The sequence below is a fragment of the Bradyrhizobium sp. genome (assembly GCF_052389815.1).
Classification (GTDB): Bacteria; Pseudomonadota; Alphaproteobacteria; order Rhizobiales; family Xanthobacteraceae; genus Bradyrhizobium.
Window position 1 is genome coordinate 1 of record NZ_JBQTHN010000033.1, and the last position, 24,222, is coordinate 24,222.

A 24,222-nucleotide genomic window follows, 5' to 3' on the forward strand; every position below is an offset into this window, starting at 1 on the left:
GTGACGCCGAGATCGATGGCGCGGTGGATCACCTTGCGCGAGGTCTCCAGATCGGTGCGCTGGCCGAAATTGTTGCAGCCGAGGCCGACGGCGGAGACGCGCAGGCCGGAGCCGCCGAGATTGCGAACTTGCATGATGGATCCTGTGGGCGGGGAGGGCAGCCATTGTGGCCGCCGCGCCATGGCGCCGCAAGGCGTTATCGCACTGCCCACCTTGCATGACAGCGCCGCGCGGTGCGCAGCGGCAAAAAAATGCGGCCCCGGTCAGACGCGGCGACTGACGGGGACCGCTGGGGCGTGTGATCTGAGACGGGGGGCCTGATCAAACGCGAGGCGACCCTAGCCGCGGTTTGTTACGCGCCGGTGACAGCAGGACTTATCCACAGATGCGGTGGCGTCGCGGCCGTCCCATCTGGGCAGCCTTCTTTCGTAATCATGTCGCGCGACGGGGCGGATGGCCGCGCTGCTTCGGATTTCCGGCAGGAAAGGGAGGCAACCTCGTACACATCGACCCGGGATTATCCGGGGCCAAGGGCGGGCCAGCGAATAACCGATCCTTAACCATAGAAGCTCATGATTCCCACTGAATTGGTGTGGGCAGTCGGTGCGAAGAGTCGTCGCTGGATCGTCCACGCGATGGCTCTTTTTCATTTTTGCTCATTGGCGCTGGGGAGAAGTTGCAACCGGACTGACACGTGGGGAGTTCGAGGTGGTCGATACGCCGGACAAAGAACTGCAAGGAGACAAGCCGCCGGAGGCCGTGCCGCAGGCGTCTCCGGGCCGCGTGACGGCAACCGTGGTGACCCTCGCCGCCCTCGCCGTCGTCGGCGCGGCCACCGCGAACTTCCTGCCGAGTCTCGATCGTTTCTCGTTGCCGAGCTTCGATCTACCCTCCTTGCCCGCTCTCGATCGCGTCACCTTCCCGGACTTCGATCGCCTTGCCCTGCCGAAATTCGATCTCTCCTGGCCGGATTTCTCGCGCAGCCCGCCGCCGGCTCCCAGTCGCGTTGCCGCACAACTACCGCCCCCCGCGGTTTCCGTGCCGATACCGGACCCCGTCGTCAGGGCGATGCTGCTGGACATCCAGTCCTCGCAGCAGCAACACACCGATGCATTGGCGACCCTCACGCAGAGCTCCGACTCCCAGCAGGCGGACATGCGAAGAATATCCCGCCAGCTCCACGCACTGACGACGCAGGTGAACGCCCTTCAGGGTGCGGTGGGCCCGCTCACGACGTCGAGCATCCCGCCGGCGAATGCCCGTGTCCGGTACGTCCGCAAATCAAAGAAGCCTGTCGCTGCGATCCCAAAGCCGGTCGGCCCGGTTTCGGTCGGCGGCGCCCCGCTGGCGCCGACGTCGAGCGCGGGGACCTGAAGGCTTCGGATCCCATATCGCAAACCTCTGAACGATGCGGCGCGTTGGCCACGCTCTATTCCGCCGCGCGCTTGTCGGGGAAGGGCGGGCGCCGGCCCTTGCGCAGCGAGCGGTAGTACTCGGCCTTGGCCGGCGCATCGCCGTGGCGGACGAGATCGGTCACCGGCGTGTAGCTCAGCATGCGGCCGCCGTCGGGAAGGGCGGTGCAGGAGAAGCGCAGCACCTGGCCGTCGGCGAGGTTGATGTTGATCGGCGTGGAATCGCCGGCGCGCATCATCTCGGTACGCGCGGCGATGAAATGTGCGAGCTGGTCCTCCGGCAGCTCATAGGCGCCGGTGTCGCGGCCGTGATACATCAGCGCGATGAAGGGCGGCTGGCTGTCGGCAACGTCGTCGGGCAGCGCGAAATAGTCGCGGAAGGCGCGGTTGATGAACTCGGCGCGGGTGTCGGCGCCGAGCAGCACGATGCCGATGTCGACCTCGTCGAGCGCCGCCGCGAGCCGCGCCGAGGTTGCGTGATGCTCCTGCTCGGCCGCGAAGGCATCGATCCATTTCTGCCGCAGCATGCCGGTGATGACGGCGGTGCCGCCGGCCGTCAGCGCCAGCAGCCCCATCCGCGCCACGTCGTTGACGTCGTAGCCGGGCGCGATGCGATGGTTGAGGAAGAACAGCGCCGAGAAGATCACGGCGATGCCGGCGCTGACCAGGCCGGAGGCGATGCCGCTGATCGAGCTCGCCAGCGCCACGATGCAGACGAACAGCGGCGCCGGGTTGGGCACGGTAACGAACAGGCGGTCGACGAGGAAGGCGATCAACGCCACCAAGGTCGTCAAGCCCGGGCCGAGAATTGCGCGCCAGTCGAACTGCATGTCGTGTCCAAGCCAAGCGGGGCCACGCAGTTTGCCGCATTCCCGCAACAGTTGCGGGATTTTCCGTCGCGTCGTTAAGGCGGGCCTGCCGCGTTCCCGAGGCTTTCGCGCTTATTTGATTCGAATGCTATCAAGCGGTGCGCAACCTGCCGGCTGCCTTGCGGGCTCGATGCAACGATTTTCGAAAGGACGTCCATGCCCACGATTCCGCCGACGCTGCTGCCGGTGCTGATGCTGTTTGCCTCCAACGTATTCATGACCTTCGCCTGGTACGGCCACCTCAGGTACAGGAATCATTCGCTGGTCCTCGTCATCCTCGCCAGCTGGGGCATCGCCTTCTTCGAGTACTGGCTGGCGGTGCCCGCCAACCGCTGGGGCAGCGAGGTCTATAGTGCGGCGCAGCTCAAGACCATCCAGGAGGTGATCACGCTGACCGTGTTCGCCGCCTTCTCGGTGCTGTATCTGAAGGAGCCGCTCGGCTGGAATCACGCCCTCGGCTTCGCCTCGATCTCGTTCGGCGTGTTTTTGATTTTTCACAAGTGGTGATGTGGAAGTCAGGACCTCTCGCAGTTCGTCATGCCCGGGCTTGTCCAGGCTTGTCCGCCGTAGCTCGAAGAGCGAAGGCGGAAGCGTGCCCACCTTTCTTGCGCCGGCGCAAGCGAAGGTGGGCACGGCGCAACAGCGCCTTTTGCCCACCCTACGGCGATGCTTCACCTCTCCCAAGGGAGGTGGCACCTCCGCTGTCGCTGCATCAGCGGCCGCATCATTTCCCGGCCGGCGTAACCCGCAAAATCCGCCCTGCCGAATTGTCGGTCAGCAGCCACAACGCGCCGTCCGGGCCCTGGCGGACGTCGCGGATGCGCTCGTGGAGATTCTGCAGCAGGCGCTCCTCGCCGGTCACCGCGTGGCCGCTCACGGTGAGCCGCACCAGCATTCGCCCCGACAGCGCGCCGGCGAACAGGCTGCCGTTCCACTTCGGAAACAGTTTTCCGGTGTAGAAGGTTGCGCCCGACGGCGAGATCGACGGCACCCAGTATTTCGCCGGCTGCTCCATGCCGCCTCTTGCCGTGGCCTCGTGGATCTTCGCGCCGGAGTAATCGACGCCGAAGCCGATCACCGGCCAGCCGTAGTTCCTGCCCTTGACGATGAAATTGACCTCGTCGCCGCCGCGCGGGCCGTGCTCGAATTCCCAGAGCTCGCCATTGGCCGGATTGATCGCAAGGCCCTGCTGGTTGCGGTGACCGAGGCTCCAGATCTCGGGCTTGGCGCCGTCGCGACCGACAAAGGGATTGTCCGGGGGAGCCGAGCCATCCGGCGCGATGCGGATCACCTTGCCGATATGGTTGGCGAGACTCTGCGCCTCGTTGCGCGCGCTGTAGTGGTCGCCGAGGGTGACGAACAGGTTGCCGTCGGAGCCTTGCGCGATGCGGCAGCCGTAATGGTTGCCCGACGACAGCGGCCCTTCCTGGCGGAAGATCACCTTGGTCTCGTCGAGCTTGCCCGCGCCGTCGTTGAGTTTGGCGCGCGCGACGGCCGTGCGGCCGCCGCCGCCGCTGCGCTCGGCGTAGCAGAAGAAGATGGTGCGGTTCTGCGCAAAATTATTGTCCGTGACGACGTCGAGCAGGCCGCCCTGGCTGCTCGCCCACACCTCGGGCACGTTCTTCAGCGGCGGCGAAAGCTGGCCCTCGGCCGAAACGATGCGCATGCGGCCGGGCCGCTCCGTCACCAGCAGCCTGCCGTCGGGGAAGAAGGCGAGGCCCCAGGGATTGACGAGGCCGCTGGCAAAGGTCTGCAGGTCGAGCTGGCCCGCGGAGGATTCGAACGACGCGTTCTGCCCGCGCGTGCCTGATACGAGCAGGAACGTCCCGGCGAGCAGCGTTGCTGCCGAGAGCGCTACAGTCACAAGTCCTGCGGGGGTCTTCATCATGGTCGGCTCGCGACGGCTTTGATCGCGCAAGGGCTGGTTCGGGAGGACGGGCGAGCGCCTGCTCACATCATCGGAACCGGCATCGCCGACAGCTTGACCGCCAGCACCTTCAGGCTGGAGATCAGGCACAGCGAGGCGGCGCCGAACGCGAGCGAGGCCGCGACGGTGTTGATCAACAGGGACGAGGCAACGGGCGCGGGCCGGCAGGCAAAGCCGACGGCGCCGGATGACCGGATCATGTGGTCCAAATCCTTGACCTCTCGCGGGCGAATCACCCGCAAACGGCAGGTAGTATTGCGGGCCGCACCGGCAAGATTGCGGCGGCGACCCGTGCCGATCGTGGCAAAATCGCGGCTGCCTTAACGGCTTCCCCGATTTCCCCGGTATTTATACCCACCATTCACGAGAAGTTGCGTCAGGCGCTGGCCGCCACGCTCGGCGCGTCCTCGACCTCGGTGCCTGGCGCCCAGTCCATCGGCACGAAACCCGCCGTCGCCTCGACCCGGCGCAGCCAGGCCTTGACGGCGGGGAAGGTGGAGAGGTCGAAGTCGCAGCGGTCGGCGACATGGGTGTAGCCGTACAGCGCGATGTCGGCGACGGTGAGCTGGCCCGCGGCGAAGTATTGATGGGTCTTGAGGTGGTTCTCCATCACCTGCAGCGCCGCATAGCCGCGCTCCATCCAGTCCTCCAGCGCATGTGTCTGCAACTCGCGGCCGCCGCGCACCAGCGCCAGCCAGAAATAGGCGGCGCCGATGTTCGGCTCCAGCGCGTGCTGCTCGAAGAACATCCATTGCAGCGCTTCGGCGCGCGCGAGACGGTTCTCCGGCGACAGCGGCGTTTCGGCGGCGACATACCAGAGGATGGCGTTGGACTCCGCGAGGTAGCGGCCGTCGACCTCGAGCAGCGGAATCTGCCCGCTCGGGTTCTTCGACAGATAGTCCGGCGTGCGGCTCTCGCCGCGCAGGATGTCGATCTCGATCGACTCATAGGGGATGTTGAGCAGCGCCAGCGCAAGGCGGACCTTGTAGCTGTTGCCGGAGCGCTGCATCGAATAGAGCTTGTACATCGCCTCTCGTTTCCAGCGTCGGAGGAATCAACCGGTGGGTGAGCCGGCTTATCGCGCCTCAACGCGGCTAAACAATGATGGCGAATGCGACGCATCGCAAGGGCGGGCGGTTGGAAAAAGTCGAAAACTCTACCGCAGTGCGGTATCGCGAAACGATTCGATCATGCTGATGGAACACGGCAAGACAATTCGCATCACGCTTTCGCCAGCTGGCGCGAACGGCTTGCAACAGTGCGATCGCGCCACGCGCGCCGCAACACAAATCCGTAAAATGTCAGCAGTACGATCAGCCCGAGCGGAATGCCGGTGGCGCCAGCCATCGCGCGCGACAGTAGGGGAACGAGCCAGGCGGCCGCGCACAGGCTGATCTCGTAATCGCGGAAGCCGTGCGAGAGGCCGTGGCGCGCGAACAACGCGATGGCCACGGCAAGCACGACGAGGTCGTAGTCGAGCACGTAGGGCGTGGCGAGCAGGCTGCCGAGCGCGAGCGCGGCGGCCTTCAGCTCGAATGCGGCCTCGCCGTGCCACAGCCAGGCGATGCTGGCGGCGAGGAACAGCGCCAGCGCGCCCTGGGTCGCATAGGCCGTCGGCACATCGGCGCCGAGATTGCGCGCGGCCGAGAAGATCGACTGGATCTTCTCCCAGCCGGTGCCGCCCTGTTCCAATACGATCTGCTGCGTGAACTTCATGGAGTCGAGGAAGGCATGCCAGACGTCGCCGCCGAGCGTCGCAAAGCTCAGCGCAACGAGAGCCGCGACGGTGAGTGCCGCCGCAGCGATGGTATGCCAGCGCTGGCCGGCGAGCAGCGCGATCGGGATCAGCACGCCGAATTGCGGCTTGTAGGCGAGCATGCCGATCAGGACGCCCGCGAGCCACGGCCTGCGGTCGAGCAGATGCAGCGCAAAGCCGAGCAGCGCTGCGGTGAGGAAACCATTCTGCCCATGGCCGACGTTGATGAACACGGCGGGGAAGGCCGCCGCGACCAGCAGCGTTTCGCCTCGCGGCAGGATCGCGCGCAGCATCGCAAGGTAGGCGGCAAAACCCGCCAGGCACCAGATCGCAAGACCCCATCCGTAGGGAACCGCGGCGACGAGGAAGGCGACCGCAAAGAAGAACGGCGGATAGTGCCAGCCATAGAACGGCACGTCGCGTCCGCCGAAGATCGCCTTCTCGGCGGCGTGCTGAAGCGCGGGCTCATAGGCATCGGCAGCACGGCCCCGCCAGGTCAGCGCGCCTGCCGCATAGACGTTGGAGAAGTCGGTGCCGAGCGGCTTGCCGTTGCGGTCGATCGGCCCGTGCGCAACGGCGATCCAGCCGGCGAAGGCGAGGATGCACACCGCAAGCAGGATCAGGCTGTAGCCGCGCGCACGCGTCGCCGTCAGCCAGTCGCCTGTCCTCATGCTTTGCCAGAAATGAGCCATTCCGCCGCGGAAATTCATGAATGTTGCGCGGACGTTAGCGGCCCCGTTTTAACGTTCCCTAAAGGTGCACCGAGCGGGCGAAACTTTGCACCGATCGAGGCAAAGTTCCTTGCGGTGCCGCGTATTGAGCCCTAGGGTGCAACCATTCCTTTCATGAAGAATCGTGGATTTCTGCGGTCCACGACGCTTGTCCGATAGAACCGCCAACAACCAGGAGAAGATGATGACTTTCCTTGCCGCCTCGCTTGCCCGTGTGAAGCCGTCCGCGACCATCGCGGTCACGGACAAGGCACGCGCACTGAAAGCGGCGGGCCGCAACGTCATCGGCCTCGGCGCGGGCGAGCCGGACTTCGACACGCCCGGCAACATCAAGCTCGCCGCGATTCGCGCCATCGAGGCCGGCAAGACCAAGTACACCGACGTCGGCGGCATTCCCGAGCTGAAGGAAGCTATCATCGCCAAGTTCCAGCGCGAGAACGAGCTCAGCTACAAGCCGAACCAGATCATCGTCGGCACCGGCGGCAAGCAGGTGCTGTACAACGCGCTGATGGCCACCATCAATCCCGGCGACGAGGTGATCATCCCCGCGCCGTACTGGGTGAGCTCTCCGGAAATGGTGGCGCTGGCGGGCGGCGAGTCGGTCGCCATCGTCTGCACCGCCGAGCACGGCTTCAAGCTGCAGCCGGCGGATCTGGAAAAGGCGATCACGCCGAAGACCAAGTGGATCATCCTCAACTCGCCGTCGAATCCGACCGGCGCGGCCTATACGCGCGCCGAGCTGAAGGCGATCACCGACGTGCTGGTCAAGCATCCGCATGTCTGGGTGATGACCGACGACATGTACGAGCATCTCGTCTACGACGACTTCGTGTTCACGACGCCGGCGCAGATCGAGCCGAAGCTCTACAACCGCACGCTGACGGTGAACGGCGTCTCGAAGGCCTATTGCATGACCGGCTGGCGCATCGGCTATGCCGGCGGACCCGCCGAGCTGATCAAGGCGATGCAGACCATCCAGTCGCAGTCGACCTCGAACCCGTCGTCGATTTCGCAATGGGCTTCGGTCGAGGCGCTGAACGGCCCGCAGGACTTCATCCCGGCGAACAACAAGGTGTTCAAGGAGCGCCGCGACCTCGTGGTCGGCATGCTGAACCAGGCCAAGGGCATCGACTGCCCGCGCCCTGAAGGCGCCTTCTACGTCTACCCGTCCTGCGCCGGCACCATCGGCAAGACCGCGCCCTCCGGCAAGGTCATCGCCAATGACGAGGATTTCGTCACCGAGCTGCTCGAAGCCGAAGGCGTTGCGGTGGTGCAGGGCTCGGCCTTCGGCCTCGGTCCCGCGTTCCGCATCTCCTACGCGACCAAGACCAGCGACCTCGAAGACGCCTGCAAGCGCATCCAGCGCTTCTGCGGCAATCTGCGCTGAGGCGCGGTTGCTCTTCGGTCCACCTCTCCCCGCTCTCTTGCGGGGAGAGGTTACCCCTGGCCGCTCGCACTATTTCGGAATGACGCTTCGCGTCATCTGGCCGCGCCGCCCCCGTTGTGCCATAGAGTCCGCGCCAGATCGGAACGTTGCTCGCATCCCCTTACTTGAAGTCCCGGAGATTTATTTCATGCGCCGCTCACTCGCCCTTGCCGCCGCTGCCCTCGCGCTGTCGGCATCGGTTGCCACGACCTCCGCGCAGCAGGGCAAGGTGCAGGTCGGCGTGCTGGAATGCCGCGGCGGCGCCAGCGTCGGCTTCATCGTCGGCTCGGTGACCAATCTCGGCTGCGTGCTGCGCGCCACGGGCCAGCCCGACGATTTCTACGTCGCGACCATCCGCAAGGTGGGCCTCGATCTCGGCATCACGCAGGAGTCGGCGCTGGCCTGGGGCGTGTTCGCGCCGGTCAACCGGCTCGGCCCGGGCGATCTCGCCGGCAATTACGTCGGCGCGCAGGGCAGCGCCACGCTCGGCGTCGGCGTCGGCGGCAACGTGCTGGTCGGCGGCTCCGCCAACTCCATCGCGCTGCAGCCGCTCAGCGTGCAGGGCCAGGTCGGCGTCGCCATCGCCGCGGGCCTGGAGAGCCTGGAACTGCGTCCGGGTCGTTGACAATACCGCCGGAGGATGCGGTGCGCGCTGCGCCGCATCCAGCTCGTCGGTATTTTTGCCGGCTGCATTTTCCCGCTTGCCAAAATCGCGGGACAGGCGGAGCATTGGAGCCGCCGACCCAATCACGGGCCGACTTCAACATTGAAGGAGGCGGCATATGGGACAAGACGTCAGAAGTCCCCGAGGTCCACGGTGCATCGCGCTGGTGGGCCCTTTCCAAAGCGGTAAGACGACCCTTCTCGAAGCAATCCTGGCGCGAACAGGCGCCATCCCCAAAGCCGGCAGCGTCGACGCCGGAACCTCCCACGGAGATGCCAGTCCCGAAGCCCGCCATCACAAGATGAGCGTCGGCCTTTCCGCCGCGTCAATCAGTTTCATGGGCGACAGCTACACCTTCATCGACTGTCCGGGTTCGGTCGAGTTCGCGCACGACATGCGCGCCGCGCTTCCCGCCGTCGATGCCGCCATCGTGGTCTGCGAGGCCGACGAGAAGAAGCTGCCGCAACTGCAAATCATTCTCCGCGAGCTCGAGGATCTCAAGATCCCGCGCTTCCTGTTCCTCAACAAGATCGACAAGGCCAACAAGCGCATCCGCGAGACGCTCGCGACCTTGCAGCCGGCCTCCCGCACCCCGCTGGTGCTGCGCCAGATCCCGATCTGGAAGGGCGACTTGATCGAGGGATTCGTCGACCTCGCGCTGGAGCGCGCCTTCGTCTACCGCGAGCACAAGCCGTCGGAAGTGGTCGCGCTCGCAGGCGGCGATCTCGACCGCGAGAAGGAAGCGCGCTTCTCCATGCTGGAGAAGCTCGCCGACCACGACGACGCGCTGATGGAGCAATTGCTGGAGGACATCCAGCCGCCGCGCGATGCCGTGTTCGACGATCTCGCGCGCGAGCTGCGCGAAGGCCTGATCTGCCCGGTGCTGCTGGGTTCTGCGATCCGCGAGAACGGCGTGCTGCGCCTGATGAAGGCGCTGCGCCACGAAGCGCCGGGCGTAGCCGAAACCGCACAGCGCCTCGGCGCACCAGCGCAGAAGGACGCGCTGGCCTACGTGTTCAAGACCGTGCACCAGCTGCACGGCGGCAAGCTCTCGCTGGTCCGTCTGCTCGCCGGCCATCTCGATGACGGCGCCACGCTGCTGTCGTCCTCGGGCGAGAGCGGCCGGGTCTCCGGCATCCTGGGCGTCAACGGCGCCCACGATACCAAACGCTCGTCGGCGGAAGCCGGCGATACCATCGCGCTCGGCAAGCTCGATGCGGCCAAGACTGGCGATACGCTGTCCGTGGCCAAGACCGCACCGCAAGCGCTGGTCAAGGTCGAAGCCACGCCGGGCGTGCTGTCGATGTCGATCGCGGCAAACGACCGCAAGGACGACGTCAAGCTCGGCCAGGCGCTGATCCGCCTCAACGAGGAGGATCCCTCGCTCACCATGGTGCAGAACCCGCGCACCCACGACATCGTGCTGTGGGGGCAGGGCGAGATGCATCTGCGCGTGGCGATGGAGCGGCTGAAGGACCGCTTCGGCGTCAATGCCAAGTCCCATCCCACCGCGATCGGTTATCAGGAGACCATCCGCAAGGCCGTCAGCCACCAGCGCGGCCGGCACAAGAAGCAGTCCGGCGGCCACGGCCAGTTCGGCGACGTCGTGCTCGACATCAAGCCGATGCCGCGCGGCGCCGGCTTCGAGTTCGCCGAGAAAGTGGTCGGCGGCGCGGTGCCGCGCAACTACATCCCGGCGGTCGAGGAGGGCGTGGTGGACGCGCTGGCGCGCGGCCCGCTCGGCTTCCCCGTCATCGACGTGCACGTCACGCTCACCGACGGCTCCTACCACAGCGTCGATTCCTCCGATCTCGCGTTCCGCACCGCGGCGCGCATCGGCGTCTCGGAGGCGCTGCCGCAGTGCCAGCCGGTGCTGCTGGAGCCGATCCATGTGGTGGAGATCGTCTGCCCGACGGAGGCGACCGCCAAGATCAACGCGATCCTGTCGGCGCGGCGCGGCCAGATTCTCTCTTTCGACACGAGAGACGGATGGAGCGGCTGGGATTGCGTCCGCGCCACCATGCCGGAAGCGGAGATCGGCGATCTCATCGTCGAGCTGCGCTCGGCGACCGCCGGCGCGGGCAGCTTCACCCGGCAGTTCGATCGCATGGCCGAAGTCACCGGCCGCGACGCCGACAAGATCATCGCCGCGCATCGCGATGCGGCGTGATCAGACTGCGAGCTTCTTCGCGGCCTTTCGCAGGTCGGCATTGATGCGGGTTTGCCATCCGCTGCCGGTCTTGCGGTAGGCCGCGAGGACATCGTGGTCCAGACGCAGCTTTACTGCTTCCTTCGGGTGCGCCAAAGGCGGTCGGCCACGCTTGACGACCTTGTCGCCACGGCGGATTTCTGCGCGATCCAGCATCTCCTTCGTGAGCACGGGCGCTTCCCGGTATTCGGCACGGGTGATGCGGTGCGCGTCAACCTTGGTCAAATCGCTTCTGATAGATCGCTTTTTCACGGTCATTGCATTTTCTCATCGATATGATGTGCCGCGTCGTGATCTTCACCTATTTATTGTACCCCCATTTAATATCAAGTCAGGTCTCGGGGGCCGGCAGATGCGGCGCGTGAACCTTGCCAACGTGGTGTGGGCGCATCTGGAGGGGCGACCGGTGGCTGCGGCATTGACAGCGCGCCGCGCTTGTCCGATTTCATCGGGCAGCACTTTCCTTTGACGGAACCGGGATGACCGCCTCCAAACCCCCCGCCGCATGCCTGATCGGATGGCCGGCCGCGCATTCGCGCTCGCCGCTGATCCACCGCTACTGGCTGCGCACGCTCGGCATCGAGGGCGGCTACGTCATCGAGGCGGTGCCGCCGGACGAGTTCAAGGATTTCGTGATGCGGCTTTCGCTGCGCGGTTTCGTCGGCGCCAACGTCACCATCCCCCACAAGGAGCAGGCGCTCGCGCTGTCGAAACCGGACGCACGCGCCAGCGCGGTCGGCGCCGCCAACACGCTGTGGTTCGAGAACGGCGAGCTGTGCTCGACCAACACCGACGTCGAAGGTTTTGTCGACAACCTCGCCGCCAGCGCGCCGGGCTGGGACAAGGCGAAGGAGGCGCTGGTGCTGGGCGCCGGCGGCGCGGCCCGCGCGATCGTGTTTGGCCTGATCAAGCGCGGCATCGAGACCGTGCATGTCGCCAACCGCACGATCGCTCGCGCGCAGGCGCTGGCGGAGCAATTCGGCGCACGCGTGCAGCCCGCGAGCTGGGATGAGGTCGGCGAATTGCTGCCGCGCGCAGGGCTCCTGGTGAACACCACCTCGCTCGGCATGCACGGCCAACCGCGGCTCGAGATCGATGTTTCACTGCTGCCCGGCGATGCCGTCGTCGCCGATCTCGTCTATGTGCCGCTGCAGACCGAACTGCTGGCTTCAGCTCAGACTCGCGGACTGAAGACCGCCGACGGGCTCGGCATGCTCCTGCATCAGGCCGTGCGTGGCTTCGAACTGTGGTTCGGCCGCCGCCCGCAGGTGACGGCAGAACTCCGCGCGCTGGTGGAAGCCGATCTCAAGCACGCGTAAGGCACCGTTTCGCGCAAGGTTGCGCGCGTGGATGCATCCTCACCCGCCGGTGATGCCGAGCGCCCGCACGAGTTCGCCCCGGGCCTGATAGTCGGTTTCGATCTGGCGCTTGAAGTCGTCCGCTGTTCCGCCGACGGCGACCATACCCTGCTTGTCCAGCCAGGCGCGCATCGTGTCGGTCGCGAGGATCGCGTTGATTTCCTTGTTCAGCGCCGCGATGACGGGAGCCGGCGTCTTCTTCGGCAACATGAAGCCGATGTAGCTGATGATCTTGAACCCGGGATAGGTTTCGCCGATGGCCGGCACGTTGGGAAGCGACGGGTAGCGCTTCTCCGAGGTGACGCCGAGCAGCTTGATCTTGCCGGCGGTCGCCAGCGGCTCCACCGCGGTGGGTGCGCCGAACAGGAGCGGAATCTGTCCACCCATGAGGTCGTTCACCGAGGCCGATGTTCCCTTGTAGGGAACGTGGATCATGGTGAAGCCGCCGGACTTCTGCAGCATCTCGCCGGCGAGGCGGTGCGGCGTCGAGCTGCCGGGGCTGCCGAAGCTCAAGCTCTGCGGCTTTTGCTTGCCCAGGGCGACGAGCTCGGCAATTGAACTGGCCGGAACGTTATTGGCCGCGGCCAGTAGCAGCGGCGACCACGCGACATTGACGACCGGTTCCATCGCCTTGGACAGGTCGAAATGGTTGCTGGAGGCGAGGTGCGGATCGATGGTGAGCATCGCATCCGTCACCATCAGGATCGTGTATCCGTCGGGCTCGGCGCGCGCGGCGGCTTGCGCGGCGATCATGCCGTTGGCGCCCGTCTTGTTCTCGATGACGACGGATATCTTGAAGGTCTCGCCGAGCTGCTTGCCGATGGTTCGCGCCAGTGCATCGGCCTGTCCGCCCGCAGAATAACCCACCAGGATCGTGATCGTTCGCGACGGATAGGCTTGCGCCTTTGCCGGCGCCGCCATCGCAACCAGTGTAATCGCCGCCGTCGCGACGCCGAGAATGCGGGTCTTCCATTGAACGCGCTTGCAGAAAATCATCGTCCGTTTCCTCCCTGTTGCCTGATGGCGGCCGCACCGCTCTTCGTGTCTGCTTCTATGCCGGCAGGCTCTCGATCGCGCCGAGGACGCCTGCCGCGCGCAAATCGGCGATCTCGCGCGCCGAATATCCGGCCGCGCCCAAAATCTCTTCGGTGTGTTCGCCGACGCGAGGCGGCTGGCGCTCGAGGCCCGGCCGTTCGCGTTCCTCGCCGAACTCGACCGGCAGCGCCGGGATTCCGACCAGCGGTCCTCCGCCGAATCCCGACACGGCTGTCGCGAGCAGGCCGCCGTTGGCGAGCAGATGCGGGTCGGCGGACAGCTCGTCCGGCCGTCCCACCCGCGAATAGGCCACCCGCGCCGCTTCGCACTTGCCGAGGATTTCGTCGAGCGGCAGCCGCGCGAGCCGCTGCTCCAGCTCGGGAAGCATCCACTCGCGCGCCTCGCAGCGGTTGGCGTTGCCCATGAGCCGGGTATCGTCGCGCCAGTCGTCGAAGCCGAACGCGTCGCAAAAGCGCTGCCAGTGCCCGTCCGAGGTGCAGCCGATGAAGACCTGGCCGCCGTCGGACGCGGTGAAGACATCGTACACGCCCCACGCGTTCGTTCGTGCCGGCATCGGCGGCATCGGGCCGCCGATCACGGTGCTGCCGACGACGACCGCGCCGAGCATGAACGTCGCGCTCTCGAACAGTGAACTTGCGACCTTCTGTCCTTTTCCGGTGATATCGCGCTCGCGAAGCGCCGACAGTGCGGCCACCACTCCGAACACGCCGCCGAGGATATCGATCACTGGCGCGCCAGCGCGGAGCGGCCGGCCGGGTGGCCCCGTCATATAGGCGAGCCCGGACTGCATCTGCACCACTTCGTCGAGCGCGCCGCGGTTCTCGTACGGGCCTTTCAGGAAGCCCTTCATCGAAAGATAGACGAGACGCGGGTTGATCTTGCGCAGATCTTCCCAACTGCACTTCAGCCGCTCGATCGTTCCCGGTCCGAAATTCTCCAGGACGATATCCGTATCGCGCACCAGCCGATGCACGACCTGCTGTCCCTCAGGCCGCTTCAGGTCGATGGCGATGGAGCGCTTGTTGCGGTTATAGGTCGCGAAGAAGCCGGCGGCGAAGCCGGGCAGCCGCCGCGTCGGGTCGCCGTCGGCAGGCTCGATCTTCACGACGTCGGCGCCGAGATCGGCAAACAGGACGCCCGCGCACGGCCCCATGATGGTGTGGCCGAAATCGAGCACCTTTAGCCCGGCCAGCGGTTTCGAGGACGTCATCACGCGGCCCTTCTTCGGAAGGCGGCGAGCGTGCCCGATCGGAGCGCAGCGCTCGGCAGCCGATGCCCGACGATCCGCTCGGCAAAGCGCCCGGCTTCGATCAAAGCCTCGATGTCGAGGCCGGTTGCGATTCCCATCTCCTCGCACAGCAGCGCGAGTTCTTCGGTGGCGATGTTGCCCGGTGCCCCCGGCTGGCCGGCAAACGGGCAGCCGCCGAGTCCCGCCACCGCAGCGTCGAACGCGGTGACGCCAAGCCGCAGCCCCTCATAGGCGCAGGCGATGCCCTGGCCGCGGGTGTCATGGAGATGCAATGCGATCCGCAAGTCGTCCCACCGCTCGCGAACGGCGCCGACGGCGGCGGCGACCCGCCGCGGTGTTGCCCAGCCCATCGAATCCGCCAGCGACACGTCGCGCAGCTCGATGCCGGCTTCGCGCGCGATGGCGAGCCCGTCCGCCACGGTCTCGACGACCTTGGCCGGCGATATGTCTCCGGCGAAGTTGCAGCCGAACGCGGCCATGACGATGATCTTGCCAATCGGCACGTCGGCTTGCCGGTGCACGCGCACATATTCTTGCATCGCTTCGATCTGTCCGGCGCGGTTGCGGTTGAGGTTCCGAATTGCGAACGGTTCGGAGGCGCTCAGCGAAATGAAGCCGGAGAGGGTGAGCTTTCCCTTGAATGCCAGCGCGCGCTGCAATCCGCCCTCGTTGAACCACAGTGCGGAGTACTCGACGCCCTCGCGCCGGGCAAAGCCTGCCATCACGGCCTCGGCATCGGCCCAGCCCGGCACGTGCTTGGGATTGACGAAGGAGCCGACCTGTATCCGCGAAAGTCCGGTTGCCGAGAGCGCGTCGATCAGGGCGACCTTGTCTGATGTCGCGATCGGACCCGGCTCGATCTGAAAGCCTTCGCGGGGCCCTTCCTCGCTGATGACGATCCTGTTCGGCAGGTCCATGCCGCCACGCTCCCGGAGCTGTCCTTGTTGGTTGTGGCAGGAGCTTGCCGGGCGCCAAGACATCTGACAAATATAATATGAAGATGATCATGATCTGATAATTAGATGGCAAGGGGGCGGCATCGATGGCGCTCGGACTGCGGCAAATCAGATACTTCATCGCCATTGCCGACGCTGGCGTGCTGTCGCGGGCCGCGGAGACTCTCAACATCGCCCAGTCGGCGCTCAGCCATCATGTTGCGGCGCTCGAAGCCGATCTCGGCGTCAAGCTGCTGGAACGGCGGCCGCGCGGCGTCGCGCTGACGGCCGCCGGTCGCCGGCTTTACGAACACGCCAGCGCCGTGCTCGCGATCCTCGGCAAGGCGGAAGCGGACGTCCGCACCTATAACGAGGCCGCGACCGGGCCGGTCAGCCTTGGTCTCAGCCACACTGCGATCTCCATGGTCGCCCTCGATGTCATGCAGGCGGTCCGAAAGAATTTTCCGGGCGTCCATCTGACGATCGTCGAGGCGCTGTCACCGGCGCTGACCGCGCGCGTGTTCTCCGGCACGGTCGATCTGGCACTGGCGTACAATCCGCCGAGGGACGCCCGGCTTGATGTGGAGTTGCTGCATGACGAAGACCTTTACCTCGTCGGGCATCCCAGTCTGATCGGCCGATCCGCCAGTCCGATCGCCTTCTCCGCGATTCCGCAAAGGAGCGTGCTCGGCCTGACGCCGATGCCGGCATCGCGCGCCATCATCCAGACCCAGGTGCTCCGCAACCAGATCGTTCCAAGCGAGACGCTGGAGGTCGATTCCCTGTCGGCGCTGCGAATGGCGCTCGAAGCCCGGCTTGGATCCGCAATCCTTTCCCGCGCAACCGTCTTCGCTGATCTGGCGGCCGGGAAATATCACGCCCGGCGCATCATCGATCCGCCGCTGTCGCGTTCGCTTGCGCTGGTCGCGCTCGCCGACCGGCCGCAGACCAAGGCCTTCCTCGAGGTGCGCAAGACCGTCACCGAGGTCGTCCGCGCAGCCGTCAACGAGCGGCGATGGCCCGCAGGACAAGCCGCACGGCGAAGCAGACGAGCCGTCAGTTGACCCAAGCGGATTCCACGAGGCCTCTCTGCCGTGTCGGCTCCCTGGCAAGCCGTCAGAAAGCTCGCGCGGTGCGGAGAGGCTGCGGCGTCGTCACCGCATCGAGCCGCAAGTCCTTCCGGATGCCGGCGTCTGCCAGGGCCGCAGGCGCGAATCTGCGAAGCAATTGCAGGCGCCATGCGTGCTTGCCGGCGGCGTATCGTAGTTTGGAGCGGCTTGTCGAAGAAGCGGTGGCCCACGCGATATCGGCCAAGGGGCAAGAAATCGCTGAGGCGTCCACTCTCGGCGACTACGTTTCGCACTATCTCTCGACGGCGCATCGGGACGAGCCGGGAAGCGGCTGCCGCCTGGCGGCCTTGTGTTGTGAGATGCCGCGCCAAAGCCAGGGCGCACGCGAGCGGTTCACGGCCGGATTGAGGGCGATGGCCGGCCGGCTCGGTTGCCGGATGGGCTCCGGGACCAGGCAACGCCAGCGCGACGAGGAGGCGCTCGCGACCGTCGCCTCCATGGTCGGAGCGCTTGTGCTCGCGCGCGCCGTGAACGATCCCAGGCTGTCGGACGATATCCTGCGCTCGACCAGGAAGCGGCTGGAGCGCCGATAAGCTCGATTTATCTCACGGCCGGCGTTGGTCTGCTTTCGATCCCCATCTTTGCCATCGTACCGTCGCGATACCGGCTTGGAAGCGGCCATTCGCGCCCGGAAAAATCTGCGGGACGATGTCGGTTTCCGGGAACCGCGTTCGTCGTTCCGACGCCAGCCCGATGCGGGCGGCTCTGGAGCACATCAAAGGGACCGTCCATCTCAACGGCAAGCGGATAGGGCGCGCCTGGAACCGAAGGAACTGTTAATGGCAAAGAACACGATTTGCGTCTGGTACGACAAGGATGCCGAGGCTGCTGCCCGCTTCTACGCCGAGACGTTCCCCGACAGCAAAGTGAGCGCCGTCCGCCGCGCCCCCGCTGACTATCCCTCCGGCAAGGCGGGTGACGTACTGACGGTAGAATTCACCGTCGCCGGCGTTGCTTGTGTCGGCCTCAACGGCGGTCCGGCGTTCAAGCACAACGAAGCCTTCTCGTTCCAGATCGCCACCGACGATCAGGAAGAGACCGACCGCTACTGGAACGCCATCGTCGGCAATGGCGGGCAGGAAAGTGCCTGCGGCTGGTGCAAGGACAAGTGGGGCGTCTCCTGGCAGATCACGCCGCGCGTGCTGCTCGAGGCGATGGCGGCCGGCGGCGACGAAGCAAAGCGCGCCTTCAATGTGATGATGGGCATGAAGAAGATCGACGTTGCCGCGATCGAGGCGGCGCGGCGCGGCTGACGTTGGTGCTCGCTGGCGCTGCGATTTCCACGATCGAGGACCAGCAACTACCCCGCGTGCCCTGCACGCGGGAGATCTACGGGTGCCGCCGGCGCCCGGCTTGCCTTCAGCCTACGTCGCCAGCACGTGATCGTCGATCTCGCTGATCTTGTTCACGCCGCACAGGCCCATGGTCGTGGTGAGCTCCTTAGCCAGCAAATCGATCGCCTTGGCGACGCCAGCCTGCCCGGCGGCGCCCAGCCCATACGCATAGGCGCGCCCGATCATGCAGGACTTCGCACCGAGCGCGAGCGCGCGCATCACGTCCATGCCGGTGCGGATGCCGCCGTCGAACATGATCTCCATCTGCGAGCCGACCGCATCGACAATCTCCGGCAGCACCTCGATCGAGGACGGCGCGCCGTCGAGCTGGCGACCGCCATGGTTGGAAACCACGAGTGCCTGCGCGCCGGTCTTGGCGGCGATCTCGGCGTCCTCGACGTCCAAAATGCCCTTGAGGATGAGCTTGCCCGGCCAGATGCTGCGGATCCAGTCGATGTCCTTCCAGCTCAGCGTGGTGTCGAACTGCGATGCGGTCCATTCCGACAGCTTCGTGAGATCCTCGGTGCCTTTGACGTGGCCCACGATGTTGCCGAAGCTGCGCCGCTTGCCGCGCAGCACGCCGGCCACCCAGGCGGGCTTGCTGGCGAAGTCGAGCAGCTTCGACAGCGACCATTCCGGCGGCACCGACATGCCGTTCTTGATGTCCTGATGGCGCTGGCCGATCACCTGCAAATCGACGGTGAGCACCAGCGCGCTGCACTTTGCGGCGATGGCGCGCTCGATCAGCGCCTTGATGAAGCCGCGGTCCTTCATGACGTAGAGCTGGAACCAGAACGGCTTGTCGACGCTGGCTGCGATGTCCTCGATCGAGCAGATCGACATCGTGCTCTGCGTGAAGGGGATGCCGGCGGCCTGCGCGGCGCGGCAGGCGTAGATCTCGCCGTCGCCGTGCTGCATGCCGAGCAGGCCGACCGGCGCGAGGATCAGCGGCATCGCGGCGGGCTCGCCGAGGATGGTGGTGGAGAGATCGCGCTTGGAGACGTCGACCAGTATGCGCTGGCGGAACTTGATCTGCTGCAGATCCTCCGAATTGGCGCGCAGCGTGTCCTCGGTATAGGAGCCGCGGTCGGCATAGTCGAAAAAGGCCTTGGGCACCCTCCGCTTGTGCAGCTGGCGCAGGTCTTCGATGCAGGTGATATGCTTCATGGACATTCCCGGCGGCCCTTCCTGTCTCGTCGCGGCTTGCTTTGGCGGCTTTCGATGTCATCTAGCATGGATGAGCCCTCCGCCAAATCCGGAGGGAACCGTAGGCCGCGGGAGATCCACCATGACCCGAACAGCCAGGAAGCCGGACGACAAGGCCGAGAAGCGTCAGCTTGAGGAGGCTCTGGAAGAGGGGTTGGAGGAGACCTTTCCGGGCTCCGACCCGGTCAACGTCACCCAGCCACCGCCCTCGAAGGCGGACCATCACGTCAAGCGCGTAGGCTAAGCGTCGCCATGGCCGGTTCCGGCCGTGGCAATAATGCAAGTGCAAACAGAGTGTTAGACCATCAACCGGGATTGCCCGGGCCGTAACGATTCATCATATTTTTTGAAGCCATTTTAGCGCCGCAGGCATTATAACCCGTGCACGCTATCATGGCGGGCATTCGAGGCTTCCCTGCCGGGTGGCGGGCCCTCGGGATGCGCCTGGGGGTCATATGAGCCGCAAATTTTTCGGTACCGACGGGATTCGGGGCCGCGCCAACGGACTGATCACGCCGGAGCTGGCGCTCAAGGTAGGGCAGGCGGCGGGCCTGGTGTTTCAGCGCGGCGAGCATCGCCACCGCGTCGTTATCGGCAAGGACACGCGGCTGTCCGGCTACATGATCGAATACGCCCTGGTTGCGGGCTTCACCTCGGTCGGCATGGACGTGCTGCTGCTCGGCCCGATGCCGACGCCGGCGGTCGCGATGCTGACCAAGTCGATGCGCGCCGACCTCGGCGTCATGATCTCCGCCTCGCACAATCTGTTCGAGGACAACGGTATCAAGCTGTTCGGACCGCAAGGCTTCAAGCTTTCCGACGACGTCGAGAAGCAGATCGAGCAATTGCTCGACGAGCCGATCGACCGTCGCCTTGCGCAGAGCGCCAGCCTCGGCCGCGCCCGCCGCATCGACGGCGTGCATGACCGCTACATCGAATTCGCCAAGCGCACGCTGCCGCGCGAGCTGTCGCTCGACGGGCTTCGCGTCGTGATCGATTGCGCCAACGGGGCGGCCTACAAGGTGGTGCCGGAAGCGCTGTGGGAATTGGGCGCCGATGTCGTTGCGATGGGCGTCGATCCCGATGGCTTCAACATCAACAAGGAATGCGGCTCGACCTCGCCGGAGGCGCTGACGAGGAAGGTCCGCGAGATGCGCGCCGATATCGGCATCGCGCTCGATGGCGATGCCGACCGCGTCATCCTGGTCGACGAGCGCGGCCATGTCGTCGACGGCGACCAGCTGCTGGCGGTGATCGCGCAGAGCTGGAAGGAAGAGGGGCGGCTCTCCCGCCCCGGCATCGTCACGACCGTAATGAGCAATCTCGGGCTCGAGCGCTTCCTCGGGGGGCACGGGCTCGAGATGCTGCGCACGCCGGTCGGCGACCGCTACGTGCTCGAGCAGATGCTCAAGGGCGGCTACAATCTCGGCGGCGAGCCGTCCGGTCACATCATCCTCTCCGACTATGCCACCACCGGCGACGGTTTCGTCGCCGCGCTGCAGGTGCTGGCGGTGGTGCAGAAGCTGCGCCGGCCGGTATCGGAGGTCTGCCACCGCTTCGATCCGCTGCCGCAGATCCTCAAGAACGTGCGCTACAAGAGCGGCAAGCCGCTCGACGATGTCGACGTCAGGTCGGCGATCGACGCCGGCGAGAAGCGTCTCAACGGCCATGGCCGCCTGCTGATCCGTCCCTCCGGCACCGAGCCGGTGATCCGCGTGATGGCCGAGGGCGACGACCGCATCATGGTCGAGGAAGTCGTCGACGAGATCGTGCACGCGCTCGGCCAGGCCGCGGCTTGAACTGCACCGCTGAGACATTGCGAAGGCGTAAACGCGCGCCGGCTGCGTCAACACATCGTTAGCAACTGCGACGGCTCTGCCGCATTCCGCCGTGGTGGCAATGCATCGCTCGCGATCAGGTTGAAACCACGGGAGGAGGCTTCGTCAGAAATTATCAACCTTAATAATTAGGGTTAAGTGCCGCTTAAGCATTTGCTGGCATCGTCCCCACCGTGAGTTTTTGGATGTGAGGCGTCCTGGCTGCCTCACCGGACAAAAGGACGAGGCCAATGCGTAGCGTGAAGTTTCTCATCGCCGCCGGTGCGGCCACTTTGGTGTCATCCGCGGTATTCGCCGCCGACATGCCCATTGCCCCGCCCCCTGCCTATGCACCGCCCCCGGTGGTCGAAGATTTCGGCGGCTGGTATCTGCGCGGCGATATCGGATTCTCCAACCAGCGCGTCAGCCGCCTTAATAACGTGTTGGACGCCGCTGCCACCAGCTCGGTCCAGAACCTGAACTTCAGCACCGCGGGCATTTTCGGCCTCGGTGCGGGTTATCGCTTCAATAGCTGGTTCCGCGCCGACGTCACCGGCGAGTATCGCGGCAATTCGACGTTCTTCGGAACGGACAACCTTACCTACCCCGGCCCTGCGTTCGGCGCCGACACTTATCACGCCACCAAGTCGGAATGGGTCGTTCTCGGCAACGCCTATGTCGATCTCGGTACCTGGTGGTGCATGACGCCTTTCATCGGCGCCGGTATCGGCGGTGCGCGGGTGGCGATCAACGGCTTCACCGACGTAAATACACCCACCGGGGGCATAGCCTACGGCGACAACACGGCGCAGTGGAATTTCGCCTGGGCAGTGCATGCCGGTGTTGCCTACAAGGTGACGCCGAACTTCACCGTCGAACTCGCCTATCGCTATCTCGACATGGGTGACGGCCTGACTGGCGACCTTCGCACCTTCAACGGCGTCAACGCCATCGTCAACCCGACCACCTTCAAGGACATCACTTCGCATGACCTGAAGATCGGCGTGCGCTGGGATCTGAACAACCCGCCGGTCTATCAGCCGCCGCTGATCCGCAAGGGTTAATCGCTCCTCACTTTCCTTAACGATTGTGAACGGCGCGGGATGTTTCCCGCGCCGTTTTGCTTTGCCTGCCGCGCATGCGCCAGCGCGAAAGAGATTGCCGCAGAAGCGCTGGCGAAACGAATTATTAGGGTTAACAGGCGATGATCGGCGCGTGAGTTAGAGAGTTTTCATGGAGCGTTGCGATGCGTAGGTTCGTGCTGGCGGCGGCGATGGCCGGGATAACGTTCGGCGCTCAGGCGGCCGATCTCCCGGATCTGCCGGTTCTTCGCGGCAGCCTTGCCCCGGGTGCCCCCCGCGTCGTCTGGCACGGCTTCTATGCCGGCGGTCAGGTCAGCTACGGCTCCATCGGCACCAAGCTGCCGTCGGGTCTGAATGCCGACATGCAGTCGACATTCACCCCGCCGTTGGCGACGACCTACAACTGGCAGCCCTTGGGGGAGGCGCACAGCACCAACACCGGCTATGGCGCATTCGCCGGCTACAACTGGCAATGGGATGACGCCGTTCTCGGTATCGAGGGCAACTATCTGCATGGCGCCTTCAATTCCTACGCGAGCTCGACGGGCTATACGTACAACCTGCCGGCCTTCACGGTGGCGAGTGTCACCAATTCGCGAGCGAACGTCGCCCTCAGCGATTTCGGCTCGCTGCGAGCGCGGTTCGGTTGGGTCGCCGGCTGCTTCATGCCCTATGGCTTTCTCGGGGCCGGAGTCGGCAGTCGAACGATCGATCGCTCGGTCTCCGCTTCGCCCGCGTCCATCTCTCCGACCTGGAGCGCCGATTCCAAGGAGAAACTCGTCTATGGCTATTCGGCAGGCTTCGGCGTCGATACCATGGTCGTCGGCGGGCTGTTCGTCCGCGCCGAATACGAATACCAGCGGGTCACTGCGGACTACGAATCCTACATTCATTCGGCTCGCCTCGGCGTCGGCTACAAGTTCTGATCTTCGCTCGTCTTGACATGAATTGACGCGGCTGTTCGGATGCCGACTCCGTTTTTCGGAGGCGGTCATCGTGATGAAGATTTTCGGCGACACCAATTCCGGCAATTGCCTGAAGGTGAAATGGGTCTGCGACCGGCTTGCGTTGCCCTATCGCTGGATCGACATCGACACCATTAAGGGCGAGACCCGCACCCCCGAATTCCTGAAGCTCAACGGCGCCGGCCAGGTGCCGACGGTCGAATTCGACGACGGCCGCACGCTGGCGCAGTCCAACGCCATCATCCGCTATCTCGCGCGCGGCAGCGCGCTCATTCCATCGGATGCCTACGCCGCCGCCAAGATGGACGAGTGGATGTTCTGGGAACAATACAGCCACGAGCCTTACATTGCGGTCTGCCGATTCCAGATGGTCTATCTGAAGAAGCCTGCTTCCGAGCTCGATCCCGAGAAGGTCAAGCGCGGATATGCCGCGCTGGCGCGCATGGAGCAGCATCTGTCGGCATCGCGCTGCCTTGCTGGGGAGGCATTCTCGCTGGCCGACGTGTCGCTGCTCGCCTATACGCGTGTTGCGCACGAAGGCGGCTTCGATCTGACCGGCTATCCCTCGGCGCGGCGATGGATCGGCGAGTCCGAGAGGGCGCTCGGCCTGCCGGCGGCGAAGTGACGGCGATGACGAGCAAAAACCGCCGCAGCTGTCGCATGACGATCCGGATCCGACACTGTCCCTGAGGTTGTGCCGCTGCGGGCGCCCATGTCTGCGGTGGTTGCGGGTACGCGATCCCGTTAACAGGCGGTAAACTAACGATCGCATCGTCATCCGCCGTGCAGGAACGTCGCCGCAATTGGGGCTTATCCCGCGCCGCGCGGCGTGGGCAGAACGGGGATTATCCAGATGGCGCGTTATTCGATCCGCAAGCTCGGCTGCGAGTACGTCGTGCTCGTCGGCGATGAGAGCGTCCTCAGGATTGCCAGCCGGCGGAAGGCCGCGAAGCTCGTCGTCGAGGCCGCAGAATTGCTCTCGGAGCAATCCGATCTGCCGTGCAGTCCGGATGTTGATGCAGATCAAATCGGCCGTGAGGTGCGCAAAGTTCCTTGACGGTGAGGGGCGATTCCCTTAATGACCGCGGCGGGACAC

Annotated in this window: 25 protein-coding genes and 1 pseudogene; 15 read left to right on the forward strand and 11 right to left on the reverse strand. The window is 65.3% G+C overall.

What is annotated here, in order from left to right; genetic code table 11:
- Positions 1–134: pseudogene (locus ACT4OC_RS07455) on the reverse strand (aldo/keto reductase); the annotation flags it as partial.
- A 574-nt stretch (positions 135–708) separates the two neighbouring features.
- Between ACT4OC_RS07455 and ACT4OC_RS07460 the strand changes: the two are divergent.
- Positions 709–1,374: a hypothetical protein gene (locus ACT4OC_RS07460; protein ID WP_444838331.1), complete on the forward strand. Its 666-nt coding sequence runs from the start codon at positions 709–711 to the stop codon at positions 1,372–1,374.
- Positions 1,375–1,429: 55 nt separating this feature from the next.
- On the opposite strand, the gene ACT4OC_RS07465 is transcribed toward ACT4OC_RS07460, so the two are convergent.
- Positions 1,430–2,242: a PAS-domain containing protein gene (locus ACT4OC_RS07465; protein ID WP_444838332.1), complete on the reverse strand. Its 813-nt coding sequence runs from the start codon at positions 2,240–2,242 to the stop codon at positions 1,430–1,432.
- 195 nt (positions 2,243–2,437) lie between these two features.
- Between ACT4OC_RS07465 and ACT4OC_RS07470 the strand changes: the two genes are divergently transcribed.
- Positions 2,438–2,788 (forward strand): DMT family protein, encoded by a 351-nt coding sequence (locus ACT4OC_RS07470; protein ID WP_444838333.1) that lies wholly within the window; start codon positions 2,438–2,440, stop codon positions 2,786–2,788.
- 217 nt (positions 2,789–3,005) lie between these two features.
- On the opposite strand, the gene ACT4OC_RS07475 is transcribed toward ACT4OC_RS07470, so the two are convergent.
- The 4 genes from ACT4OC_RS07475 to ACT4OC_RS07490 form a co-directional block, all read right to left on the reverse strand.
- A complete protein-coding gene (locus ACT4OC_RS07475) occupies positions 3,006–4,166 on the reverse strand; it encodes a PQQ-dependent sugar dehydrogenase (protein WP_444838367.1) in 1,161 nt (386 codons plus the stop codon).
- A gap of 65 nt (positions 4,167–4,231) precedes the next feature.
- Positions 4,232–4,408: a hypothetical protein gene (locus ACT4OC_RS07480; RefSeq protein WP_444838334.1), complete on the reverse strand. Its 177-nt coding sequence runs from the start codon at positions 4,406–4,408 to the stop codon at positions 4,232–4,234.
- Between the two features lie 176 nt (positions 4,409–4,584).
- Positions 4,585–5,235 (reverse strand): glutathione S-transferase family protein, encoded by a 651-nt coding sequence (locus tag ACT4OC_RS07485; RefSeq protein ID WP_444838335.1) that lies wholly within the window; start codon positions 5,233–5,235, stop codon positions 4,585–4,587.
- 194 nt (positions 5,236–5,429) lie between these two features.
- On the reverse strand, positions 5,430–6,656 hold the full coding sequence (locus tag ACT4OC_RS07490) for a glycosyltransferase family 87 protein (protein ID WP_444838368.1): 1,227 nt from the start codon (positions 6,654–6,656) through the stop codon (positions 5,430–5,432).
- A 223-nt stretch (positions 6,657–6,879) separates the two neighbouring features.
- Between ACT4OC_RS07490 and ACT4OC_RS07495 the strand changes: the two genes are divergently transcribed.
- The 3 genes from ACT4OC_RS07495 (at position 6,880) to ACT4OC_RS07505 (ending at position 10,955) form a co-directional block, all read left to right on the forward strand.
- Entirely contained in the window at positions 6,880–8,082 is a 1,203-nt protein-coding gene (locus ACT4OC_RS07495) for a pyridoxal phosphate-dependent aminotransferase (RefSeq protein ID WP_444838336.1), read from the forward strand.
- Between the two features lie 187 nt (positions 8,083–8,269).
- Positions 8,270–8,746 carry a DUF992 domain-containing protein gene (locus tag ACT4OC_RS07500; protein WP_444838337.1) on the forward strand — a complete coding sequence of 159 codons (477 nt, stop codon included), beginning with the start codon at positions 8,270–8,272 and terminating at the stop codon, positions 8,744–8,746.
- 157 nt (positions 8,747–8,903) lie between these two features.
- Positions 8,904–10,955: an elongation factor G gene (locus ACT4OC_RS07505; protein WP_444838338.1), complete on the forward strand. Its 2,052-nt coding sequence runs from the start codon at positions 8,904–8,906 to the stop codon at positions 10,953–10,955.
- Here ACT4OC_RS07505 and ACT4OC_RS07510 read toward each other — a convergent pair whose 3' ends face one another.
- Complete coding sequence (locus ACT4OC_RS07510; protein ID WP_444838339.1) at positions 10,956–11,252, reverse strand: BrnA antitoxin family protein; 297 nt, start codon at positions 11,250–11,252, stop codon at positions 10,956–10,958.
- A 221-nt stretch (positions 11,253–11,473) separates the two neighbouring features.
- On the opposite strand from ACT4OC_RS07510, the gene ACT4OC_RS07515 reads away from it, so the two are divergent.
- Positions 11,474–12,313 carry a shikimate dehydrogenase gene (locus ACT4OC_RS07515; RefSeq protein WP_444838340.1) on the forward strand — a complete coding sequence of 280 codons (840 nt, stop codon included), beginning with the start codon at positions 11,474–11,476 and terminating at the stop codon, positions 12,311–12,313.
- A gap of 39 nt (positions 12,314–12,352) precedes the next feature.
- On the opposite strand, the gene ACT4OC_RS07520 is transcribed toward ACT4OC_RS07515, so the two are convergent.
- The 3 genes from ACT4OC_RS07520 to ACT4OC_RS07530 are packed head-to-tail and all read right to left on the reverse strand — an operon-like array spanning position 12,353 to position 15,574.
- A complete protein-coding gene (locus ACT4OC_RS07520) occupies positions 12,353–13,348 on the reverse strand; it encodes a Bug family tripartite tricarboxylate transporter substrate binding protein (protein WP_444838341.1) in 996 nt (331 codons plus the stop codon).
- Between the two features lie 55 nt (positions 13,349–13,403).
- Complete coding sequence (locus ACT4OC_RS07525; RefSeq protein WP_444838342.1) at positions 13,404–14,618, reverse strand: CaiB/BaiF CoA transferase family protein; 1,215 nt, start codon at positions 14,616–14,618, stop codon at positions 13,404–13,406.
- Entirely contained in the window at positions 14,618–15,574 is a 957-nt protein-coding gene (locus tag ACT4OC_RS07530; protein ID WP_444838343.1) for a hydroxymethylglutaryl-CoA lyase, read from the reverse strand. Before ACT4OC_RS07530 ends, ACT4OC_RS07525 begins: the two co-directional genes overlap by 1 nt.
- A gap of 125 nt (positions 15,575–15,699) precedes the next feature.
- Between ACT4OC_RS07530 and ACT4OC_RS07535 the strand changes: the two genes are divergently transcribed.
- The 3 genes from ACT4OC_RS07535 to ACT4OC_RS07545 all read left to right on the forward strand — a co-directional run bounded on the left by ACT4OC_RS07535 (position 15,700) and on the right by ACT4OC_RS07545 (position 17,975).
- A complete protein-coding gene (locus ACT4OC_RS07535; protein WP_444838344.1) occupies positions 15,700–16,656 on the forward strand; it encodes a LysR family transcriptional regulator in 957 nt (318 codons plus the stop codon).
- A 227-nt stretch (positions 16,657–16,883) separates the two neighbouring features.
- Positions 16,884–17,255 (forward strand): hypothetical protein, encoded by a 372-nt coding sequence (locus ACT4OC_RS07540; RefSeq protein WP_444838345.1) that lies wholly within the window; start codon positions 16,884–16,886, stop codon positions 17,253–17,255.
- Between the two features lie 246 nt (positions 17,256–17,501).
- Complete coding sequence (locus ACT4OC_RS07545) at positions 17,502–17,975, forward strand: VOC family protein (protein ID WP_444838346.1); 474 nt, start codon at positions 17,502–17,504, stop codon at positions 17,973–17,975.
- A gap of 111 nt (positions 17,976–18,086) precedes the next feature.
- On the opposite strand, the gene ACT4OC_RS07550 is transcribed toward ACT4OC_RS07545, so the two are convergent.
- The gene (locus tag ACT4OC_RS07550) at positions 18,087–19,223 is read right to left on the reverse strand and encodes an alpha-hydroxy acid oxidase (RefSeq protein WP_444838347.1); all 1,137 of its coding nucleotides are present in this window, start codon (positions 19,221–19,223) and stop codon (positions 18,087–18,089) included.
- 121 nt (positions 19,224–19,344) lie between these two features.
- Here ACT4OC_RS07550 and ACT4OC_RS07555 point away from each other — a divergent pair, with 121 nt between their 5' ends.
- The 6 genes from ACT4OC_RS07555 to ACT4OC_RS07580 all read left to right on the forward strand — a co-directional run bounded on the left by ACT4OC_RS07555 (position 19,345) and on the right by ACT4OC_RS07580 (position 24,183).
- Positions 19,345–19,506 carry a hypothetical protein gene (locus ACT4OC_RS07555; RefSeq protein WP_444838348.1) on the forward strand — a complete coding sequence of 54 codons (162 nt, stop codon included), beginning with the start codon at positions 19,345–19,347 and terminating at the stop codon, positions 19,504–19,506.
- A gap of 211 nt (positions 19,507–19,717) precedes the next feature.
- Positions 19,718–21,061: a phosphoglucosamine mutase gene (gene glmM / locus ACT4OC_RS07560; RefSeq protein ID WP_444838349.1), complete on the forward strand. Its 1,344-nt coding sequence runs from the start codon at positions 19,718–19,720 to the stop codon at positions 21,059–21,061.
- Between the two features lie 269 nt (positions 21,062–21,330).
- Positions 21,331–22,143 (forward strand): outer membrane protein, encoded by an 813-nt coding sequence (locus ACT4OC_RS07565; protein WP_444838350.1) that lies wholly within the window; start codon positions 21,331–21,333, stop codon positions 22,141–22,143.
- Between the two features lie 182 nt (positions 22,144–22,325).
- Positions 22,326–23,087: an outer membrane protein gene (locus ACT4OC_RS07570; RefSeq protein WP_444838351.1), complete on the forward strand. Its 762-nt coding sequence runs from the start codon at positions 22,326–22,328 to the stop codon at positions 23,085–23,087.
- Between the two features lie 73 nt (positions 23,088–23,160).
- Positions 23,161–23,751 (forward strand): glutathione S-transferase family protein, encoded by a 591-nt coding sequence (locus ACT4OC_RS07575; RefSeq protein ID WP_444838369.1) that lies wholly within the window; start codon positions 23,161–23,163, stop codon positions 23,749–23,751.
- Between the two features lie 228 nt (positions 23,752–23,979).
- Positions 23,980–24,183 (forward strand): hypothetical protein, encoded by a 204-nt coding sequence (locus tag ACT4OC_RS07580; RefSeq protein ID WP_444838352.1) that lies wholly within the window; start codon positions 23,980–23,982, stop codon positions 24,181–24,183.
- The last annotated feature ends 39 nt before the right edge of the window (positions 24,184–24,222 follow it).

Bases quoted from the DNA above. Each gene is read 5' to 3' on its own strand.
- ACT4OC_RS07535 (WP_444838344.1), top strand. From the start codon at position 15,700: ATGGCGCTCGGACTGCGGCAAATCAGATACTTCATCGCCATTGCCGAC.
- ACT4OC_RS07545 (WP_444838346.1), top strand. From the start codon at position 17,502: ATGGCAAAGAACACGATTTGCGTCTGGTACGACAAGGATGCCGAGGCT.
- ACT4OC_RS07515 (WP_444838340.1), top strand. From the start codon at position 11,474: ATGACCGCCTCCAAACCCCCCGCCGCATGCCTGATCGGATGGCCGGCC.
- ACT4OC_RS07490 (WP_444838368.1), bottom strand. From the start codon at position 6,656: ATGGCTCATTTCTGGCAAAGCATGAGGACAGGCGACTGGCTGACGGCG.
- ACT4OC_RS07465 (WP_444838332.1), bottom strand. From the start codon at position 2,242: ATGCAGTTCGACTGGCGCGCAATTCTCGGCCCGGGCTTGACGACCTTG.
- ACT4OC_RS07530 (WP_444838343.1), bottom strand. From the start codon at position 15,574: ATGGACCTGCCGAACAGGATCGTCATCAGCGAGGAAGGGCCCCGCGAA.
- ACT4OC_RS07570 (WP_444838351.1), top strand. From the start codon at position 22,326: ATGCGTAGGTTCGTGCTGGCGGCGGCGATGGCCGGGATAACGTTCGGC.
- ACT4OC_RS07555 (WP_444838348.1), top strand. From the start codon at position 19,345: ATGACCCGAACAGCCAGGAAGCCGGACGACAAGGCCGAGAAGCGTCAG.
- ACT4OC_RS07470 (WP_444838333.1), top strand. From the start codon at position 2,438: ATGCCCACGATTCCGCCGACGCTGCTGCCGGTGCTGATGCTGTTTGCC.
- ACT4OC_RS07520 (WP_444838341.1), bottom strand. From the start codon at position 13,348: ATGATTTTCTGCAAGCGCGTTCAATGGAAGACCCGCATTCTCGGCGTC.
- ACT4OC_RS07565 (WP_444838350.1), top strand. From the start codon at position 21,331: ATGCGTAGCGTGAAGTTTCTCATCGCCGCCGGTGCGGCCACTTTGGTG.
- ACT4OC_RS07500 (WP_444838337.1), top strand. From the start codon at position 8,270: ATGCGCCGCTCACTCGCCCTTGCCGCCGCTGCCCTCGCGCTGTCGGCA.
- ACT4OC_RS07485 (WP_444838335.1), bottom strand. From the start codon at position 5,235: ATGTACAAGCTCTATTCGATGCAGCGCTCCGGCAACAGCTACAAGGTC.
- ACT4OC_RS07525 (WP_444838342.1), bottom strand. From the start codon at position 14,618: ATGACGTCCTCGAAACCGCTGGCCGGGCTAAAGGTGCTCGATTTCGGC.
- ACT4OC_RS07480 (WP_444838334.1), bottom strand. From the start codon at position 4,408: ATGATCCGGTCATCCGGCGCCGTCGGCTTTGCCTGCCGGCCCGCGCCC.
- ACT4OC_RS07575 (WP_444838369.1), top strand. From the start codon at position 23,161: ATGAAGATTTTCGGCGACACCAATTCCGGCAATTGCCTGAAGGTGAAA.
- ACT4OC_RS07550 (WP_444838347.1), bottom strand. From the start codon at position 19,223: ATGAAGCATATCACCTGCATCGAAGACCTGCGCCAGCTGCACAAGCGG.
- ACT4OC_RS07475 (WP_444838367.1), bottom strand. From the start codon at position 4,166: ATGAAGACCCCCGCAGGACTTGTGACTGTAGCGCTCTCGGCAGCAACG.
- glmM (WP_444838349.1), top strand. From the start codon at position 19,718: ATGAGCCGCAAATTTTTCGGTACCGACGGGATTCGGGGCCGCGCCAAC.
- ACT4OC_RS07495 (WP_444838336.1), top strand. From the start codon at position 6,880: ATGACTTTCCTTGCCGCCTCGCTTGCCCGTGTGAAGCCGTCCGCGACC.
- ACT4OC_RS07505 (WP_444838338.1), top strand. From the start codon at position 8,904: ATGGGACAAGACGTCAGAAGTCCCCGAGGTCCACGGTGCATCGCGCTG.
- ACT4OC_RS07580 (WP_444838352.1), top strand. From the start codon at position 23,980: ATGGCGCGTTATTCGATCCGCAAGCTCGGCTGCGAGTACGTCGTGCTC.
- ACT4OC_RS07510 (WP_444838339.1), bottom strand. From the start codon at position 11,252: ATGACCGTGAAAAAGCGATCTATCAGAAGCGATTTGACCAAGGTTGAC.